Source organism: Streptomyces sp. NPDC002867 (assembly GCF_053591895.1).
This window is the reverse complement of record NZ_JBSFUR010000025.1, coordinates 1-17,490: the sequence shown is the minus strand read 5'-3', so window position 1 is coordinate 17,490 and position 17,490 is coordinate 1. Positions and strand designations below refer to the sequence as shown.

The 17,490-nt window shown below is 68.4% G+C and carries 19 protein-coding genes; 15 read left to right on the top strand and 4 right to left on the bottom strand.

All coding sequences use genetic code 11. The features are described from left to right. Positions 1-214 precede the first annotated feature (214 nt). The 12 genes from ACWD0A_RS22855 to ACWD0A_RS22800 all read left to right on the top strand — a co-directional run bounded on the left by ACWD0A_RS22855 (position 215) and on the right by ACWD0A_RS22800 (position 11,088). The gene (locus tag ACWD0A_RS22855) at positions 215-976 is read left to right on the top strand and encodes a hypothetical protein (RefSeq protein ID WP_451300814.1); all 762 of its coding nucleotides are present in this window, start codon (positions 215-217) and stop codon (positions 974-976) included. Beyond that, a complete protein-coding gene (locus ACWD0A_RS22850; RefSeq protein WP_451300812.1) occupies positions 973-1,659 on the top strand; it encodes a dTMP kinase in 687 nt (228 codons plus the stop codon). The genes ACWD0A_RS22855 and ACWD0A_RS22850 overlap by 4 nt, the downstream gene beginning before the upstream one ends. Next, on the top strand, positions 1,652-2,521 hold the full coding sequence (locus tag ACWD0A_RS22845) for an isocitrate lyase/phosphoenolpyruvate mutase family protein (protein ID WP_451300811.1): 870 nt from the start codon (positions 1,652-1,654) through the stop codon (positions 2,519-2,521). The genes ACWD0A_RS22850 and ACWD0A_RS22845 overlap by 8 nt, the downstream gene beginning before the upstream one ends. After that, positions 2,512-2,982 (top strand): NUDIX domain-containing protein, encoded by a 471-nt coding sequence (locus ACWD0A_RS22840; protein ID WP_451300809.1) that lies wholly within the window; start codon positions 2,512-2,514, stop codon positions 2,980-2,982. The genes ACWD0A_RS22845 and ACWD0A_RS22840 overlap by 10 nt, the downstream gene beginning before the upstream one ends. Before the next feature lie 5 nt (positions 2,983-2,987). Then, a complete protein-coding gene (locus ACWD0A_RS22835; protein WP_451300807.1) occupies positions 2,988-3,653 on the top strand; it encodes a TylF/MycF/NovP-related O-methyltransferase in 666 nt (221 codons plus the stop codon). Then, positions 3,650-4,573, top strand: a complete 924-nt coding sequence (locus ACWD0A_RS22830) for an NAD(P)-dependent oxidoreductase (protein ID WP_451300805.1) — start codon at positions 3,650-3,652, stop codon at positions 4,571-4,573. The genes ACWD0A_RS22835 and ACWD0A_RS22830 overlap by 4 nt, the downstream gene beginning before the upstream one ends. Further along, positions 4,570-5,436 (top strand): hypothetical protein, encoded by an 867-nt coding sequence (locus ACWD0A_RS22825; RefSeq protein ID WP_451300803.1) that lies wholly within the window; start codon positions 4,570-4,572, stop codon positions 5,434-5,436. The genes ACWD0A_RS22830 and ACWD0A_RS22825 overlap by 4 nt, the downstream gene beginning before the upstream one ends. Before the next feature lie 30 nt (positions 5,437-5,466). Further along, positions 5,467-7,326, top strand: coding sequence for a radical SAM protein (locus tag ACWD0A_RS22820; protein WP_451300801.1), 1,860 nt, complete (start codon positions 5,467-5,469; stop codon positions 7,324-7,326). Continuing rightward, complete coding sequence (locus tag ACWD0A_RS22815; protein ID WP_451300799.1) at positions 7,323-8,042, top strand: 2OG-Fe(II) oxygenase; 720 nt, start codon at positions 7,323-7,325, stop codon at positions 8,040-8,042. Before ACWD0A_RS22820 ends, ACWD0A_RS22815 begins: the two co-directional genes overlap by 4 nt. An 89-nt stretch (positions 8,043-8,131) precedes the next feature. Next, positions 8,132-8,293: a hypothetical protein gene (locus tag ACWD0A_RS22810; protein WP_362112289.1), complete on the top strand. Its 162-nt coding sequence runs from the start codon at positions 8,132-8,134 to the stop codon at positions 8,291-8,293. A gap of 56 nt (positions 8,294-8,349) precedes the next feature. Continuing rightward, entirely contained in the window at positions 8,350-9,252 is a 903-nt protein-coding gene (locus ACWD0A_RS22805; RefSeq protein WP_451300796.1) for an aKG-HExxH-type peptide beta-hydroxylase, read from the top strand. Positions 9,253-9,408: 156 nt separating this feature from the next. Further along, a complete protein-coding gene (locus ACWD0A_RS22800) occupies positions 9,409-11,088 on the top strand; it encodes a PE-PGRS family protein (protein ID WP_451300794.1) in 1,680 nt (559 codons plus the stop codon). Here ACWD0A_RS22800 and ACWD0A_RS22795 read toward each other — a convergent pair. The 4 genes from ACWD0A_RS22795 to ACWD0A_RS22780 form a co-directional block, all read right to left on the bottom strand. Continuing rightward, on the bottom strand, positions 11,018-11,860 hold the full coding sequence (locus tag ACWD0A_RS22795; RefSeq protein WP_451300792.1) for a PE-PGRS family protein: 843 nt from the start codon (positions 11,858-11,860) through the stop codon (positions 11,018-11,020). The genes ACWD0A_RS22800 and ACWD0A_RS22795 overlap by 71 nt on opposite strands. A gap of 266 nt (positions 11,861-12,126) precedes the next feature. Further along, positions 12,127-12,969: an Eco29kI family restriction endonuclease gene (locus ACWD0A_RS22790; protein WP_451300791.1), complete on the bottom strand. Its 843-nt coding sequence runs from the start codon at positions 12,967-12,969 to the stop codon at positions 12,127-12,129. A gap of 119 nt (positions 12,970-13,088) precedes the next feature. Beyond that, a complete protein-coding gene (locus tag ACWD0A_RS22785) occupies positions 13,089-13,664 on the bottom strand; it encodes a very short patch repair endonuclease (protein ID WP_451300789.1) in 576 nt (191 codons plus the stop codon). A gap of 215 nt (positions 13,665-13,879) precedes the next feature. After that, the gene (locus ACWD0A_RS22780; RefSeq protein ID WP_451300787.1) at positions 13,880-15,196 is read right to left on the bottom strand and encodes a DNA cytosine methyltransferase; all 1,317 of its coding nucleotides are present in this window, start codon (positions 15,194-15,196) and stop codon (positions 13,880-13,882) included. Positions 15,197-15,312: 116 nt separating this feature from the next. On the opposite strand from ACWD0A_RS22780, the gene ACWD0A_RS22775 reads away from it, so the two are divergent. From ACWD0A_RS22775 to ACWD0A_RS22765, 3 genes are all read left to right on the top strand, one after another. Continuing rightward, entirely contained in the window at positions 15,313-16,152 is an 840-nt protein-coding gene (locus tag ACWD0A_RS22775) for a GIY-YIG nuclease family protein (protein ID WP_451300785.1), read from the top strand. Positions 16,153-16,249: 97 nt separating this feature from the next. Beyond that, positions 16,250-16,909 carry an Eco29kI family restriction endonuclease gene (locus tag ACWD0A_RS22770; RefSeq protein WP_451300783.1) on the top strand — a complete coding sequence of 220 codons (660 nt, stop codon included), beginning with the start codon at positions 16,250-16,252 and terminating at the stop codon, positions 16,907-16,909. Positions 16,910-16,979: 70 nt separating this feature from the next. Continuing rightward, positions 16,980-17,168, top strand: coding sequence for a hypothetical protein (locus ACWD0A_RS22765; RefSeq protein ID WP_451300781.1), 189 nt, complete (start codon positions 16,980-16,982; stop codon positions 17,166-17,168). Positions 17,169-17,490: the final 322 nt, after the last annotated feature.

Here is a 17,490-nt window from a genome sequence, read left to right as displayed (position 1 = left end):
TGAAGCGACTGAGAAGGGCACCGCAGCGCGTACACCGTCGCTGTCCGCTGTCGACCATGGTCGGCATTCTGCCTCGCTCTGCGACCACCCGGACACGGTCCGCTCGTGGGGCTCATAAACGCTCATAAGCGTGGGCCTTCGTGGCGGCCATCGTGGTGGAGCACCACCGACCGGAGCCGCGTGCCGCGACTCCCCGGACGTGAGGATCCGACCTGTGACCTCCTTGACCCTGCCGCCCCGGCCACCCGGTTCGCCACCGCTGGCCCATGCCTGGCAGACGCTGGCGGACGGGCTGCTGACGCAGCGGCTCCATCTCCATCTCGACGAATGGCGGGCTGCCGTCGCCGAGGAGAAGGCGCTGCCGGACGTGCCGGGCGCCGATGTCTCCGTGCTGGCCCAGCGCCCGTCTCCACTGCCGACAGGTGACGAGTCCGTGAAGGTGCTGCTGGAGGACGCCGGGCTCGGCTTCTGGTGGGAGCTGCCCCAGCGGCACGGAGCGGAGTCGCGGAACCGGCGCGGGGCACTCCACCACGCCGCCGACACCGCTGCCCAAAACCTTCTCGCGGAGCAGTCCGGGGCGGCCTGGTGCGACGCCGTGACCGCCGTCAGCGTCGCCGCCGCGTGGTGGGTGGGCTTCTTCGCGGTCATCCGCCACCGCGGGGTGCACCACATCACGCTGGAGCCGCACCCGAGCCCGCTCCACGAGCAGGCCCTGGGAACCGCGGTGAGTGTCGCGGCCCACGGCATGGCCACACGGGTGCTGGAAGCGGCGCTGCGTAACTCCGACGACGACCCGGCCCTCCGCGCCGCGTACTGCCGGGCCGTCGAGTTCGGCATCTGCGCCGAGCCCGAGCTGCCCCGCCTCATCGCCGAGTTGGCGGAGCTCCGGCTCGTGGACTTGGTGTCCACCACGGCCCGCTGGCGGGGCCGCTTCACCAAGTACGCCGGCGGCACGGGGGCGGGGCAGGTCGAATGAACCACCGCTATCCGTTCATCGTCATCGAGGGGCTCGACGGCACCGGCAAGACGACGCTGCGCAAGGGCCTGTTCCGGCTCTGGGAGGGGCTCTACGGAGTCACCCCGCTGTGCATGCTCACTACCAACTTCCTCGCCGCCGACCAGGCCGCCGCCATCGTCACCGGCAAGTACCAGCCGAACGCCGGGAACCGTGATGCCTACCTGTCCGCGATCGCGGCGGACAAGCGGGCCACGCTGGATCGTCTCGTGCTCCCCCAGCGGCCGGCCCGGCCCGTGATCGCGGATCGCTGGCTCCTCAGCGAGCTGGCCTTCTTCGCCGTGAAGCACGGCATGAAGGTGTCGGAGACGTACGAGGCGCTGGCCGCACAGCTCACCGCGGCCCCGGATCTCACACTCGTCCTGGACCTGGAGACCGACACCTCGATGAGCCGGGCACAGGCCCGCCAGGGTGACGCCGTCCGGGCCGACTGGGACGTGCACGACGTCCAGAGCCGGGTTCGCGAGACCTACGAGGCCGTGGTCTCGAAGCCCGACGAGTTCCCGCTCCTCGGCGATGTGGTCCGCCTGGACGCCCGCCGGCCCCGGTCCGAGGTGCTGCTCGCCACCTGGGACGTACTGCGCGAACGGCAGCTGGTGCCGTCGCTCGCCGCCCGTGCGGAAGGAGGAGAGACCCATGGCTGACGGCACGAAGGCAATGCATCTGCGTGAGGCCCTCGACGACAGCGAGCGGAAGCACCCTCTCCTGGCGATCGGTGCGGTGAACGCACTCGCCGCGCACGTCGCGGCGGAGGCGGGCTTCGACGCCCTGTGGGTGAGCGGTCTGGAGGTATCGGCGGCCTCCGGGCTGCCTGACGCCAACGTCCTGGGTCCCCGGGACCTGTCCGACGTGGTCGCCTCGCTCGGCCGTGTCACCGATCTGCCCGTCATCGTGGACATCGACAACGCGGGCGGCTCGGGGCGCACGGCGGAGCGGTTCGCGTACGACCTGATGCGCGCCGGAGCCGCTGCGGTGTGTGTCGAGGACAGCGCGTACCCGAAGTGCAACAGCTTCGCTGCCCACCGGGCCCAGAACCTCGCAGACCGGGATCTGCTGTGCGAGCAGGTGGGGCGCATACGGAAGGTCGCCGGTGACGGTCTCGTGGTCGTGGCCCGCACCGAGGCCCTGATCGCCGGTGAGGACATGGCCACGGCGATCGCCCGCGCCGAGGCGTACGCCGAGGCCGGAGCGGATGCGGTACTCATCCACTCCAAGGACGCGACCGGTGATCAGGCGCGGGCCATCGGACGTGCGTGGAACCACGGCGTGCCGCTGGTCAGCGTACCCACGGCGTTCCCCGACCTGAGCGCCGCCGAACTCGGCGAGGCCGGCTTCAGCCTCTGCATCTACGCGAACCAGCTGAGCCGTGCCGCGCTCGCGGGCATGCGCACCGCCGCTCGTCAGTTCCGGCGCGGAGGGAGTTTCCGCTCCACCGTCGCGGGATCCCTCGCGGAGGTCGGCGACCTGATGCGCGTCGGCGAACCGGAGGCACTGTCGTGCCTCTGACGCCCGAGCTGACTCGGATCAGTGTCTCCGTGAAGGCGGCGATCGTGCGCGACGGCGCCGTCCTGCTGCTGTCGTACGACGACGAGGCCGGGTTCCACTACAACCTCCCCGGCGGCAAGGCCCAGGTCGGCGAGGACCTGCGCCAGGCCGTGAACCGCAAGGTCGCACAGGAGACCGGCCTCCAAGTCGTGGCCCGGCGTCTGCTGTGCGTCGTCGAGTACGTCCCCGAGTCGTGGCAGGGCGAGTTCGGGGACGTGCAGAAGGTTCAGTTCAACTTCCTCGCCGAGCAGGTGGACGACGCCGAGCCGCGCATGCCGGAACCGCCGGACCCCATCCAGGTGGGCTTCGAGTGGGTTCCGCTGGAACGTCTTGGCGACGTCTACCTGCTGCCCCGGATCAACCGCCCGCTGTCGGCGGCGTTGAACGGGGAGCTCGCCGACCCCTTCGTGGACAGGTGGTGACCTTCATGGATCCGAAGCTGAAGGATCTGCGGGAGTGGCTGCTGCGGGAGCACTCCGGGACGGTCTGTGCCGACCGGCTCCGCGTGATCGCCGACGAGCTCGCCGACCTGGCCGCTCGCGGTCTGCCGGGACCCGTGGTGGAACTCGGCTGCTACAGGGGCGCAATGGCCCTCTGGATCCGTAGCGTGCTCGACTCGCTGGGCGACCACGACCGCGAGATCCACGTCTACGACTCCTTCCAGGGCATGCCCGCGCCCGGCGCCGAGGACTCGGACCATCTGGCGGCGGGCGAGCTCCGGTCATCCCCGGACGACGTGCGCGCCACGCACGCGGCCTGGGCCAGGCCGGCGCCGGTCATCCACCCGGGATGGTTCGACAAGACCCTTCCCAAGGAGCTGCCCGACGAGATCGCGTTCGCCTACCTGGACGGCGACTTCTACGACTCGACCCTCACGGGACTCACGCACTGCGTCACCCGCCTGGTGCCGACGGGTGTGTTGCTCGTCGACGACTACGCGGACACGGCGGCCAATCCGTGGGCCTGGGACGGGCTCCCGGGGGTGAAGCGCGCCTGCGACGCGTACTTCGGCGCGCCTTCGCCCGTGACCGTCGTCGTCGGCGAGGGTGATCTCGCCTTCGGCCGGTACGAGAAGCCGGAGTTCCTCGGATGAGCGCCGTCCTGGTGCTACGCGGTGCGGCGGACGTGAGCGCGATCCGCCGCACCCTGCCCGATGTCCTCGTACACGAGTTGCCGGACCTGGACTCGCCTCTGCCCGCCGACACGACCGTGCTCGTCCTGCGTTCCGGCGTCCGTCTCGGCGAGAGGGAGCTCGACGCACTCCCCGGCCTCCGGCACGTCGTACGGACCGGCTCCGGCACCGACCACATCGACGTGAGCGCCCTCCGGCACCGCAGCATCACGCTGCACCGCAACGCCGAGGCCGGCGCGGGTGCCGTGGGCGAGTGGGTGCTCGCCGCTGCCCTGGCCCTGGCCCGGCGGATCCCCTTGGGGCAGCACGCGCTGCTGCTCGGCCAGCACGAGAAGCAGGCGTGCATGGGGGCGTCACTCGGCACCCTGGCCGCAGGTATCTGGGGCGCGGGTCCGGTCGGGCTGGCCGCCGAATGGGCCCTCGCCCCCTACGTGGGCCGCACGGCCTTCGCCGCGTGGCCGTCGAACTCTCCCGGTCTGCGAGAGCTGTCGCCGACAGCCCTCATGGAGCAGTCGCAGGTACACGTGATCGCTCTGCCGCTGCGCCCCACGACCGAACAGCTGATCGGCGAGGACTTCCTCGCACGCGTCGCTCCGCAGCGGCCTCTGCTCATCTGCGCAGGACGGCTGGAGACCCTCAACGTCGCGGCCTGCCTGCGGGCCCTGGCGGACGGGAGGCTCTCGGGCCTCGCACTCGACCCGGTCGAGCGGGAGCACCTGCCGCTCCTCACCGGCTCCACGACGCCGCTCAACCTCCTGGCCTCGCCCCACATTGGCGCCCAGCGCTCCGACGTGCGCGGCGCACTCGACCGATGGGCCATCGACCTCCTCAAGGAGATCAACGCCGCCGACAAGATCCTGATCGAAGGAGGGCACAGGTGAACCCATCGGCACGACTGCGCCGGGAGATCGCCGACAGAGTCGCCCAGGCTCTGCTCGCGTCCGGCGAGGCTCGTGAGGTCTGGCTGGAGGGAGCCCTCGCCTGCGGCTTCGCCCACGCGGCGAGCGACATCGACCTGCGTGGCATCGTGGATGGCACCCTTCCGGCGTGGGAGTCCCGCATCGTGGACGGCGTCCGTGTCGACCTCCAGGCAACGGCGCCGCAGCGTGCGGAGGAACTCCGTCACCTGCTCCGCTCCTTCGACGTCCGCCGCGACGACCTCGGCTCGTTCCGCCGGGTACGCGCTTCGATGCACGACCTCATGTGTCTGCGTACCGCTCTCTCCTACGGCTCCGGACGCTGGAATCCGGTGCTCACTCCCGGGGAGCGCCAGGGCTACCGATGGTGGGCGGTTGCCGACCAGGCCGAGGTGGCGGCGAGTCTCGCCGAGGACCTGACCGGCCTCGTCGAGGACGGCCTGGCCGAATCGGTCGTCGTCGTATGCCGGAAGCTGGAGACCTGTCTCGCCGCGCTCGATTGCGCGGCGGCCGGCCATCCCGTCCTGGGCGACAAGTGGCTGCCGCTGCTCGCCGGCGCGCCGCCCCGCCCGTCGATCATCCCGGCTCGCGCGGAGACGTGGGAGTGGTTCCGTCCGGTTCAGCGACGCGTGGCCAGAGCGCTCCTGGGCTGCTGGCCCGTCGACGACCCGCTGCGGAAGCCTCCCAGTCTGGGCACCCCAGACGCCGGCTGGCTGCCCCAGCGGTACGCCGACGGGTGGTTCCTTCGCCGTGGCGACGTCCACATCCCCATCACCGGCGGACAGCTTCTCGGGTGGCTGTCCGCGGTCTCCACCGATGGCGCGTAGACCGCGCCTTTCCCCCTCGGGAGGCTTCTGATGCCCGTCACCCGCACCGCCCCCACGGACCTGGAGAGTCTCTACGCCCCGTTGTCGAGCACCGGGCCGGACACGGCGGTCTCCGTCATCCTCAAGCTCCGGGGAGAGACCTGCGACATCGACTGCCTGTACTGCTTCGAGAAGCGCAAGGAGTCACCGGGCGGCGCCCGGATCAACGCGGCACAGGTCCACCGCCTCGGTTCGATCTTCTCCGGGCGCCCGCTCAGCATCGAACTCCACGGCGGGGAGCCCCTGACCGCCGGCCCGGAACGGATCGCGGACATCCTGGACGCGCTCGCCGCACAGCCGAACGTCATCCGCGTGAGCCTCCAGACCAACGGCCTCCAGCTCGACGACGCGTGGCTGGACCTGTTCGAGCGGCACTGGCCGGAGCTGGAGATCGGCATCTCCCTCGACGGGGACGCGCTTGGGAACTCGTGGCGCGTCGGGTACGACGGCCGCCCCACGTACCCCCGGGTGGTCGAAGCCCTGGAACTCCTCGGCCGTCGGGAACGCCGCGTCGGCGTCATCTGTGCCGTCACTCCGTATGTCCTCGGCCGGGCCTCCGAGGTCATGGAGCACCTCGCCTCCTTTCCCGCCGTGACGACGGTCAGCCTGGTGCCGTGCTTCGACGCGTCGGTCACCCGGTCGACCACTGTGGCTGGATCCCGTGCGCCGACCAGTCGGGCACTCCAGCGGCGGGCCGTCGGCCCCACCGGCCCGGCCTGGGCCGTCACGCCTCGTCAGTACGCCGACTTCGTGTTGGAGGCCGCCCACCACTGGGTCGCTGACGGCCTGTTCCGCCGCGTCAAGCTGGAGCCCGTCGTCTCCGTCATCCGCCGTCTGAAGGGTCTGCAGACTCGTTCCTGCCACTTCTCCGACTTGAAGTGCGACCACGTCCTCACCCTTTATCCCGACGACCGCCTGGGAAGCTGTGATGAGCTGCCCTGGCCGCAGGCCGGCCTCGCCGCACTCGGCGATGTACACGCCGAGGCGGACATAGCCGGCGCCCAGGGCGGCTCTCCCTTGCTTCACCAGGCACGCTCCCTGGTCACGAAGTGCACGGCCTGCGACTACCGCGACACCTGCGGCGCGGGCTGCCCGGCGGTCCGCCTCCGCTTCGCCGCCGCGGGCGACGAAGACGCGTACTGCGACCACCGCATGCGCCTGATCGACGGCGTCGCCGCCCTCCTCGCCCAGCCGAGTCTCCCGCCCGGCGCCTCATGTTCCCGGCTTCGCTGGCGTCCCGTCCGCCCCAACGACATGCACCACGTCGCGGCGTTCCTGGCCCGGTGGGACGACCCGGCGGCGCCCCGCCCGCCCGCGCGCCTTCAGGTCAGCGCCCACGGCAACATCAACACGGTCGGCCTCCCCGGCATTCACGAGGCAGACGATCTCGACCCGCAACACCCCCAGTGGTACGAGGGCATCGAGCCCGGCGTCCGCCCGGTCGTCGACGCGCTCACCGCGGGCTGGAACGCAGTCACCTATGACAGCTGCCAGGGCCACACCTACGCCGGCCTCCCCGAAACCGAGCCCCGCTTCCTCTCGGTCGGCATCCTGCCGCGCGACCGCGACGAGCACGCGCGTACGGCAGCGCGCCTGTGCCGGGCCGCTGGCCGGGCCGAGCCCTCTCTGCCCGGGACCTGTTCCCTGGTCCTCGGCCGCAGCGAGCTCACCTGCCGCACCACCGGCCGGGTGTACCCGACGCTCGACCTCCATCTCGTACCCGCTGGCGGCGCCACGCCTGCCGAGTACTTCGAGGACCTCGCCCAGGCCGTGCACGTACTCACGGAGGCCCTGGCCCAAGCCGCCTCTGCTCCGCCGTCCACCCCCTGTGCCTGCGGAGGCGAGCAGTGATCCACATCGCCGAGACGCTGTCCATCCGTACCGTGGAGGGCTTCCTCAAGCCGGACGAGATCGAGCGGCTCAACCTCGTCATGGAGGACACGCTCGACTCCCTCGGACGCGACCGGTACGGCACGGCCCGCCGCACCACCATCCACGCGATCCCCGGTCACTCCCCCGCCGAGGCGCAGGACGTCTACGAGCCGGCTGGCCGGATCGAGGTAACCGAGATCCCGTACGAGGCGACCGCCCTCCTCGATCGGGCCCTGAGGCTGCACATGGCCGCCATCACGCGCACCCTGCCGTCGGTCACTGGCCACCGGCCGTGGATCTACCTGGAATACGGCTCCGGCCAATACATCACCCCGCATGCCGACGGCATCGCCCCCGATCCCCTCACCCGTCCCCGCCAGATCGCCGCCGCGACGGTCACGCTCACAGACATCCACGACACCGGCGGCGCGTTCTACGTGGAGACCACGGGCAGCGACGCCGTCTGGACCGCCGACGAAGCGCCGACCGGGTCGGGTTACGCCTACGGAATGCGCTTCGCACACGACGGGACGGACATGTCCTCCCCCTGGTTCCGCACCATGCCCCGCACCCGATGGAGCGTCGCACCCGCTCCCGGCACGCTCGTGGTCTTCGGCAGCCAGCTCGTCCATGGCACCGAACCTGTCCGCGCTGGCCGCGTTCGCAAGTTCCTCACGCTCTTCGTCTCCGAGTAGGAGGCTTCGCCGCCATGACCGGCCCCCGCGGCCCGCCCCACAGCCACCCCTCCCCCAACCCACGCCCCGACCAGAGGAGAGAGCGAGCAGTGGCAGAAGACAAGACGTTCGACGAGTTCCTGGAGGCAGTCGCGTCCCTGCGCGACGGCGACCCTGTGCGCACCACCGCACACACCTCCAACGCGGCCACCGAGACCTGGCTGGCCACCACGGTGCAGCCCGACGCCGCTGAGCCCACCACCGAGTCCTGACCCGCCACGGGGCCGGGCCCGTCCCGGTCCGGCCCCGTTCCACCCCGGAGCCCCAGATGAGCGCTCTCTTCCCGAAAGCCTTGGTCACCCTCGACGGCATCGCTGGCCACCAGCACCTCCGGACCAGCCGTATCGCCTCCGTACTCGGCAACCGCCTCGGCTCGTCCGCCCTCGACTACGCCGCCGCCCACCACTTGCTCGAAGGCGCCGAACACGCCGCAAGCGCCCGGGACGCGGACCGCCTTGCCTGGTACCGCAATACGACGGTGCGAGATCTGACCCACCTGTCGGTCGACCCGCACATCGTGCTCAGCCCACGCCCTGCGGACATGCTGCGCTCGGAGATCTCCGAAACCGCGTACTACCTCGTCGGCCCCGACACCGCCTCTGCCACGCCCGAGGCCCAGGCGATCGTGCATGCCGCCCTCGCCTCCGCCACCGAGCACGGCTTCGGCACGCTGCTCACCCAGCACGCCCCCGTCATCTGCTTGCTCAACCGCCGCCGGCTCGACGAGACCCTCCACAGCTGGGCCCTCACCCGCCTCCCCGGCACCGTCTTTACCGACTACACCGTCCACCCAGAGGTCCTGGCCCGCGACCTGATCCACGAGGCCGCCCACAACTGGCTCAACGACGCCCTGGCCGCGCACGACGTGCGCCTCCCTGCCGACGTCACCTTCTTCTCCCCCTGGCGAGGCACGCGGCGTTCCGTCTTCGGCTTCCTCCACGCGTGCTGGGCCTTCTCCCTCACCGTGCTGTACGTACGGGAGGCGCGGCGCAGCGCCACGGGCGCCGTCGTGCCCTTCCTCGACACCCATCTGCGCCAGCAGGCGGTCAAGTTCGCTGCCATTACCGGGTGCTTGGAGCAGGCCCTCTCGTACGTGCCCGCAAACGAAATCCGTGAACGCATCGGCCGCGCAGTCGGCAAGGTCGTCACTTCGATGTGCTCTGCCGACTGAGCTGACCGGGGAGGCGCAGGGCACGCCCCTCCAACATGGGGCGAGCACGGGGAGCGGCAACCTTCCTGTCCGGCCGTAAAGACGCTCGGGCAGAAGAATGCGGGAACATCACCATTCTGGTTGTAGGCGCTCGGCGGGACCGGTACGACGGTCACCATGTACCGATGGTCGCCGCTCAACGATCGACAGCTGGCCTTGCTCACCCGCATCGGAGCGGGAACGGATCCCGTCACCTCCGCGAGCCCGGAACTCGCCCACACCGCCCGCGCCCTCAAAAGCCGGGGCCTCATCACCATGCCCAGGCATGGTGGGAAGTGGCAGGCGGAGATCACCGATGACGGTCGCTTCTACCTGGAACACGGCCATCATCCGGACCGGCCTGAACCGACCTCGCGAAAGCAGCGACCGGTAACTGCCGAACCAAAGCCGGAGGCTGCGGCACCTCCCCGCCAGCGGGCGACGCCCCCGCTCGAGGCCAAGCCTGCGCCAGCGCACCCTGCGAAGCCGCCACGGCAGTCGCCGGCGGAAATCGGCGCGGCCTTGATCGCGGAGGTGCAGAAGGCCGACCGATTCCTTCGGATCCCGGACCCGAGCGACGAGGAGCGGGCCCGCTATCGCCGGGCGTTTGACGCCGCGAGGCAGTGTGCTCCGGATGGCTTCCATCTGAAGTACAGCGGGCGGGCGAAGGGAGACTTCTTCCTCGGCCTGCTCCGGGTGACAGGCGAGGATGACACCGAGTGGAACCGGATCCGCCTGGCCCGCAGCCGAGTGATCACCGACATCGAGGACGTGATCACGGCGGTCACCGCAGACCACAGCGCCTTCGAGATCTCAGACGAAGTACTCCCACGAGTGCTCTCCCTCGTTCGGCTCCTCGCCGAGCAGGCCCGGGCACTGCACGGCGACATCGCGGTGTCGAAGAAGCGCAGGCAGCCGAGGCCGCTGCTCAAGGTCCACGGCAGGACATACGAGATCAGCTTCAAGGAACGGCAGAAGCAGGTCCGGTACGTGCCCACGCAGCCGGGCCGGCGGAGGTACGACTGGCAGCGGGTCACCCCTGCGCACCGGTTCGAGCCATCCGGCGAGCTGGAACTGCACGTGAGCCAAGGCTCGGGGTACGGCTGGAAGAAGGAATGGGCCGACGGCGCAAAGAAGCCGTTGGAGGACCAGATCGACGCCGTCCTCCGAGCCCTGAAGGCCCACGCGGAGCAAGTGGAGCAGGCCCGGCTGGCGTGGGAGGCGGAACAGCGGCGTCAGCGGGAGGGGCGGGAACGGCAGGAGGAGGAACGCCGCCTCCGAGAGGCCCAGGAAGAAGAGGAGCACCGCCGGCGGGAGGCTGAGAAAAAGGAGCGTACGCGGCGGGAGTGGGAAGCTGCGGTCAGCGTCGCGACGATCAAGGCGGTGGACGCTGTACGGGTTGACCGGTTCGGCACCGCCTTGGCGCAGTGGCGGGCCGCAGGGGAGATGCGGGCTTTCTGCGCCGCGCTCGATGAGGCCGCCTCCGCCTCGGACGACGCCCACGAAGCCGGACGACTGCGCGAGTGGTCAGCGTGGGGGAAGGCGGAGGCCGACCAGATCGACCCGACCGTGGCCGGCAGGAGCCTGACCGCCCACAGCCTCCACGCGGAACCCACGGGCGACCAGCTACGGCCCTTCCTCGACGGATGGCATCCGCAGCGGCCGGAGAAGGAGAAGCCACCGAAGAAGGAAGAACCTAAGGCGGAAGCCGAACCGCCCAAGCAGGAACCCGAGCGGTGGCGCGGCTTCACCGACGAACGTCTGGACCAAGGCTGGAGATATGGACCCCAAGGTCGCGCTCAATGGTGGAGGCGATGACGCCGTGCCCGCGGTCACGTAGGGCCTTCACCGACTTCTCCACGAGCTTCCCGAGCCGGACGACCTCCTCGCGCAAGGCGACCAGCTCGTCGTAACGCTCGGCCTTGTCCTGACCACACCACTCACGGACGGTCCGCAGGACGGCCGCCTCCGCGTCCAGCTTGCGGTCGTCCCGGCGGCTGTAGGAGTACCAGGAGGACTGCGTGCGCTCCTGGCCGATGGCCTGCTGCCTGCGGTCCACCTCCGGAAGGATGTCCTCGGCAAGACGCCCGGCCACGAGGCGCGCGATGCGCTCAGTGACCGGCCACCCGGCTAGGCACAGGCCGTCGCGGTTCTCGTAGACCATCGGGTCGCCTCGCAGCTCCGCAGCATCCATCCCAACAAGCCGGGCCCCCTCTTCGAGGCGGCTCAGTTCAAGGATCCCTGCGTCCGAGACACCTCGGCGCAGTCTCAGCTTGTTCTTCGGACGGACGAATCCGAGGACCATCCGGGCAGCTTCGAAGGCTGCGCTCCCCCGTGCATCCCGCGACGCTACGGCCAGCGCGAGCTCACTCGCATCGTCCGCCCAAAACGCCTCAACGTCCTCCCAACGCGCCACAAGGCAGCTTGGGTTGACCCACTCCTGCAGCCCTGCGTCATCGCCTTCGAGGAACCGGACATGAAGCCAACCAGTCCTGCCATGCCCACCCACGCGCACGATCTCGACCCGGCGAACCGTGCTGCTCAGTTCCTTGGGCCTCGCTCGGAAGCCCCAGTGCTCACCCAACTCCATGTGTCCATTGAGCCAGGTCTGTTGCCCTCACGGAGCGGCCATCACTGAAACAAGGCTGATGGAACTGCGCTCCTCCTCTCCGCCCACCTGTGCGCGGGTCGTCAGGAAGTCAGTCCGCCAGCCGAACCGCACGAGCAGGAAGCCTGGCAAGTTTGCGGCTCAGTCCGGCGGGGCTTGACCATGGGGATTCATGGGGAAGCAGGTCCGACTGCTACGAAGCACAGCGCCGGGGAGCAGAAGCCCCTGGCGGAATCGGAACCGCGAAGTCATCCCTCGGGAGCGTCGAGCAAAACTTCCTCCACAGTTTTCTGCTCTGGGATGTCAGTCGACTTCCATTCGATATCGCTGAGGTCGACCCCGAATCGGCTGTTTTCCTCCAGGAACACATCCTTACGGAACACCAGAACAGGCTTGGGCCCCTTCCCAGGGCCTTTAGCTTCCTGCCAGATGATCTCAGCGGGACGACTCCGAAACTCTTTCAGCTTCGCATCACGCTGCTCACCCGCATCCATCTGCGAGATTTCGATGCCGTCTAGGATGAGCTTTTCCATTTCGGCATCGCTGTAACTGCGGTTGCAGAGAAGCCCGGCTGCCCGCTTCCGCCCCGGATGGACCGAGTCCCAGACCGAGCGAGCATTCCTCCGCCCCTGGCCTGGCGGGTTCCCCCCAAATCCGGTCATCACGGTATTCCAGAGGACCGGGCTGTAGGCGCGCAGAAGGGCCCGTTCACCCAAAACGATCCAGATATCATCAAGGGTCAGATACCTGACGTCAAAATCCGAAGCTTGGAGATTGGAAGGCTCTTTGATGCTTCTACGGTGATCAGCTATCCGGTCGAACAGTTTCCGTTGAGTCAGGTTCGGCGGATCCCCGTAGCTGCTATCACCAGCCGAAGCCTTCCCTACGTAAATTGGAATATCGGCGCCCTTCAGACCCTTGTAGATCGCAAGGTCGCCCTTGTAGTAGAGCGCATAGAGCCCGGCACCCGGGAACGGCTCTACCTCGTCCAGGGGCACCCTTGGGCGCCCGTCCATCTCCTCCCGGAGATTACGGCCGAGCAAATCAAGGCCCAACGGATTGAACTGTGGGGATACCGGGCTGAGAGCCATGGGCGGGATCCTACCCACGGCCGAAGACACCCCGGGCTCCAGGGCCCGACAGCCTGTCAGGTTCGGGCCCCACGCCGAGCGCCGCCGATCCGGGCAAGCCATGCGTAATAAGCGCCGCATCATCCCGATTCGGGATGACTTACCGAAAGACCCCGCACAGCACTTATCACCCTCGCGGCTGCCGCGTCAGGGTCCTCGTGCTCCCAGATACGGACGACCGTCCAACCTGCCTCTCGCAGGAGGCGATCCGTCTCTGCGTCCCTGATTTGGTTGCCCTCGATCTTGCTTCGCCAGAACTCGGCGTTCTTGTGTGACTCCCGAAGGTGCTCCGGGCACCCGTGCCAATAGCAGCCGTCGACGAAGACCGCGATCTTCGGCTTGGGAAAGACCAGGTCGGCGGTTCGCCGCAGGTCGGGCAACGGCCGTGCCGCCACGCGATAGCGGAGCCCCTGCTTGTGCAGCAGGGAACGGAGCCTCAGCTCGGGTCGGGTGTCCTTGCTCCGATTGGCCCGCATCACCGCGCGTACCGACGGCGAGGAAGCCCAGGAGCCCTCTGTCGGCGGTTCCTCGGTGAGAAGGCCCTTCTCCCAGGCCATCTTCCAGCCCTCGGCGAGGTTCGCTGCCCGGGTTTCGTGCTCGACCTGTCCGAGGTAGCGGGCCGGAGACTTACCGCCGTCGGACCAGCGCAGGTACACGCGAATGCGTCGTGTGTCGGGAAGTACCTTCAGCTCCACCGACGCCCGGGCGAACCGCCCCTCGCCGAGATCTACGGAGCGCCTGTGGCGCCCGCCGGCGGCCCGGTCCTGTTCGGCCGCGATGGCCGCCCGGGTCCTACCGGGCCGCCCCTTCCACGCTCGGTCCGGCGGTGAGTCGTGCTTCCAGCCACTCTGCGCCCTGCTGGTTGGCCCGGTCATTTCTGACGCTCCTCCGCCTCGTCCAGGACGGTGGCGACGGCCTTGGCGAAGACCTCCCCCAGGACGACGGGTACGGCGTTGCCGAGCTGTCGCATCTTTTCCCCTCGCGGCCCTTTGAGCTCCCATGTGTCGGGGAAGGTCATGACGCGGGCGGTTTCGCGGACCGTCATGTACCGGTACTTGTACCGGACGCCGCCCTGAGCGGCCTTGTCGGCCACCAACTCGTCCAGGAGCATGACCGACTCGCCGCCGGGCACACCATGAACGCCAGCCTTGACAGTCTTCGCCGGGCGGTCGAGTTCGTTGGGCGTGTGACCGTCGTAGATCCGCGCTCCGGGCCAGCCGATGTGCTCAGTGAAGCCGCCGAGAAAGTGCTCAGTGCGGTCCAGCCACTCGTCCGGCACGTCCGGCAGCGGCTTGTTGTCGCCGATGCCGGCGATCGCGTCGCGCAGGGTGTACCAAGGGAGCAGGCCGTCTTCCATGGGCATGGTCTTCGGGAGGCGGGCCATGACCCACTCGCGCACATGGTTGGGCACCGTCGAGTGCCGCTCCCAGTAGCTCCCGTCCTCCATGGACCGGAAAAGTGCGGTCTCGGAGTGCGTCGGCTTCACGAGCTTCTTGAACAGCTCCATGTCGACGTTCAAGTCGCGGCGGAACGCGACGATGATCACGCGGTTGCGGATCTGAGGAACACCGTAGTCGGCGGCATTCACCGGCATCATGACGATGTCGTACCGCTTCCTGGGGTCGACCGGCTCCTTCTCGCGCCGCTCCAACAGGTACTCGTAGTGCTGCTCCCAATCAGTACCTTCGGCTCGCTCCTCGAAGGGCAGCTCCAGCTCGCGCTGGATGTAGTCGAAGTAACGGCGGAACGAGGGCCTGAGTAGGCCGCGCACGTTCTCACAGATCACGGCCTTAGGCTGGATCTGCCGAACGGCCCTGAACATCTGCGGGAACATGTTCCGCTTGTCCTCGTCGCCCTTGGCGACGCCGCCGAGGCTGAACGGCTGGCAGGGAGGACCACCAGCAAGCACGTCCACCTTGCCCGCCAGGTAGTCCAGATCGAGGTCTTGGACATCGCCCGCGACGAGGGGCACCTTCTCGTCGGGTCCGGGGACTCGGTTCGGCTTCTGCCCGTCGGGCAGCCGCTGGGCCCCGTTGGCCTCGAGGGTCTCGCAGGCCCGCTTGGCGAACTCGTTGAAGAGCAGAGGACGGAAGCCGGCGCGGTGGACGGCCATGGCCAGACCGCCAGCGCCAGCGAAGAGTTCGACGCCCGTGCGGTCCTTCTTTGATTCTTCTTGCAGTTCAGCCATTCCAAAAGCATACCGCGGAGTTACAGATCTTCAAGCCATTTCGAGGTGAAGGTTCGGCCACGTGTACAGGTCGCCGATAGGGTTTCCGAGATCATGTCGACCAAGGGAGTGGACGGATGGCGCCGGTGGTGGGCTCCGAGGACGGGACGCAGTACCACGAGGACTTCACCCTGAGCATCACCAAAGCGCTCGGCGACCAGCTGGCGGACGCGCTGAAGAAGCTGGACCGGGCACCTCTCGCCGATGAGAGCATCGCGCGACTCAAAGAGAAGCCCGGGGTCTACCAGCTCTACCTGAACGGCAAGTTCGTCTACGTCGGCAAGGCCGACAAGTCGCTGCCGGTCCGCCTCCGCAACCACCTCGGCAAGATCTCTGGGCGTCGCAACATATCCCTCGACGAGATGGCCTTCTCGTGTCTGTACGTGGCAGAGGACTTCTCCGCCCTCGCCCCTGAACAGCTGCTCATCACGCACCACAAGGGCATGGGCGACATCCCCTGGAACAACAACGGCTTCGGCAACAAGGACCCCGGCCGTCAGCGGGACAGCACGGTCCTAAAGCGGAACCACTTCGACGTCCTGTTCCCGATCGACCTGGACCGGCCGATCGAGGGTCTGCAGGCTGGCGAGACGACGCTGCATGAACTCCTGGAAACGATCAAGACCGGCCTCCCGTACAACTTCAGGTACGGAAAGTCGGCAGAGTTCAAAGCCCGGAACGTCAATGTGCCATCGGCTGAGATGACGGCCGACGAGGTCTTCCAGCTGGTCTCTGCGGAGATACCGGCCAAGTGGCAGGTCACGGCCCTCATGGGCTACGTGATCATGTACGACGACAGCCCCAACACCTACAGGAGCGCTTGGCGGTACTACCGCGCCGGTCAACGCGTCAACGCCGTGCCCGAGGCTGAGCCGGCGGGGGACATCGAAGTCGATCCGCCAACGGCAGATGACTGACCCAGCCAACGCGGACCAGCACCACAGCCCGTAGCCAACCATTCCGAGCAAGAAGCGGAGAAGCCCAGTGCCAGCCCAACTTCCCTTCGATGACGCCGTGGAAGAGCCACCAAGGGCTGGTGCCGACAGCATCTACGACCCGCTTCGACGGGAAAACCTCGGACGCAGTGTGCTCTGGGCACTCACCTCCGGGGAACCGGTTCGGATGGACAAGGTCCAGTCGTTCAACGGCTGTGGGATCTACGCGATCTACTACGCGGGGGACCACGAGCTGTACGCTCCGATCTCCGGATCGTTCGAGGTGCCCATCTATGTGGGCAAGTCCGACCCCGAGGGCGGCCGCAAGGGCGTTGGGGTGGCGGAAGCGTGGGAGGGAACGCCGCTCTGGAAGCGGCTCTCGACCCACCGGCGGAAGCTCAAAGCGGCCGCTGATTTCGAGCTGGAGGAGTTCTACGTCCGTTACCTCCCGGCCGACGACCTCTTCACGCCGATGGCCGAGCGCTTGATGATCAGAGATCTCCAGCCTGTCTGGAACGTGATACTCGAGGGCTTCGGCGTAAACCCCCAGGGAGGGCCCCGCCAGGCCGAGCAGATGCGGCCGAAGTGGCATGAGGTCCACACCGGCGTTCCGTGGGCCGACGGTATGCGACCCCAACCCTCGGGGCCCGTGCCACTCCGGGAAGCGGTCCGGGAGCACCTGAAGCTGCACGGAAAGCCTCCGTCGAGCGCGTCCGGGCGGCCACCCGGAGTGATCTGATCACGGTTGTTCTCATACGCACCCCCGCAGGTGGGCGTAGATCGTAAAGCTCCGGTGCCACACTGGTCGAATGATCAGGGAACCAGCCGAGACCACCGTCTCCGAAGCGGGCACCGTCGAGATCCCCTTGGGGGTACTCGCGGAGGCCGGACTGTCGCCAGGAGCCGCAGTCGTCGTGTACAGCGACGGCGACGGGCGCATCGTTGTCCGTCGGAAGGACGACGCTATCCGCAACCTGCTGGAGAACGGTTCGCTGTGATCTAACGGCGGCCGCGTGGTTGCAGTTCTGGTTGCATTCGCCCCCGTCCAGCCCCATCCGGGCGGGGCCACCCCGAACCCTCCGCCGCAGGTCAGGACGGGTACGGCCCGCGCCGGACCCCCATACGAACATTTGGAAAGCGTGTTGGGGGCAACCCCTCACGAGTTCGAATCTCGTATCCTCCGCCAGTGCCTCACCGGGCACGATGTCGAAGGGCCCCACCGCTCGGCGGATTCAACAAATCGTCGCAACACGGGGTGTGTTGGGGTCGTTCGTCAGTAGCCCGGTGAAGCGCTCGGCTGGGGTGTCCCAGCCGAGCGTC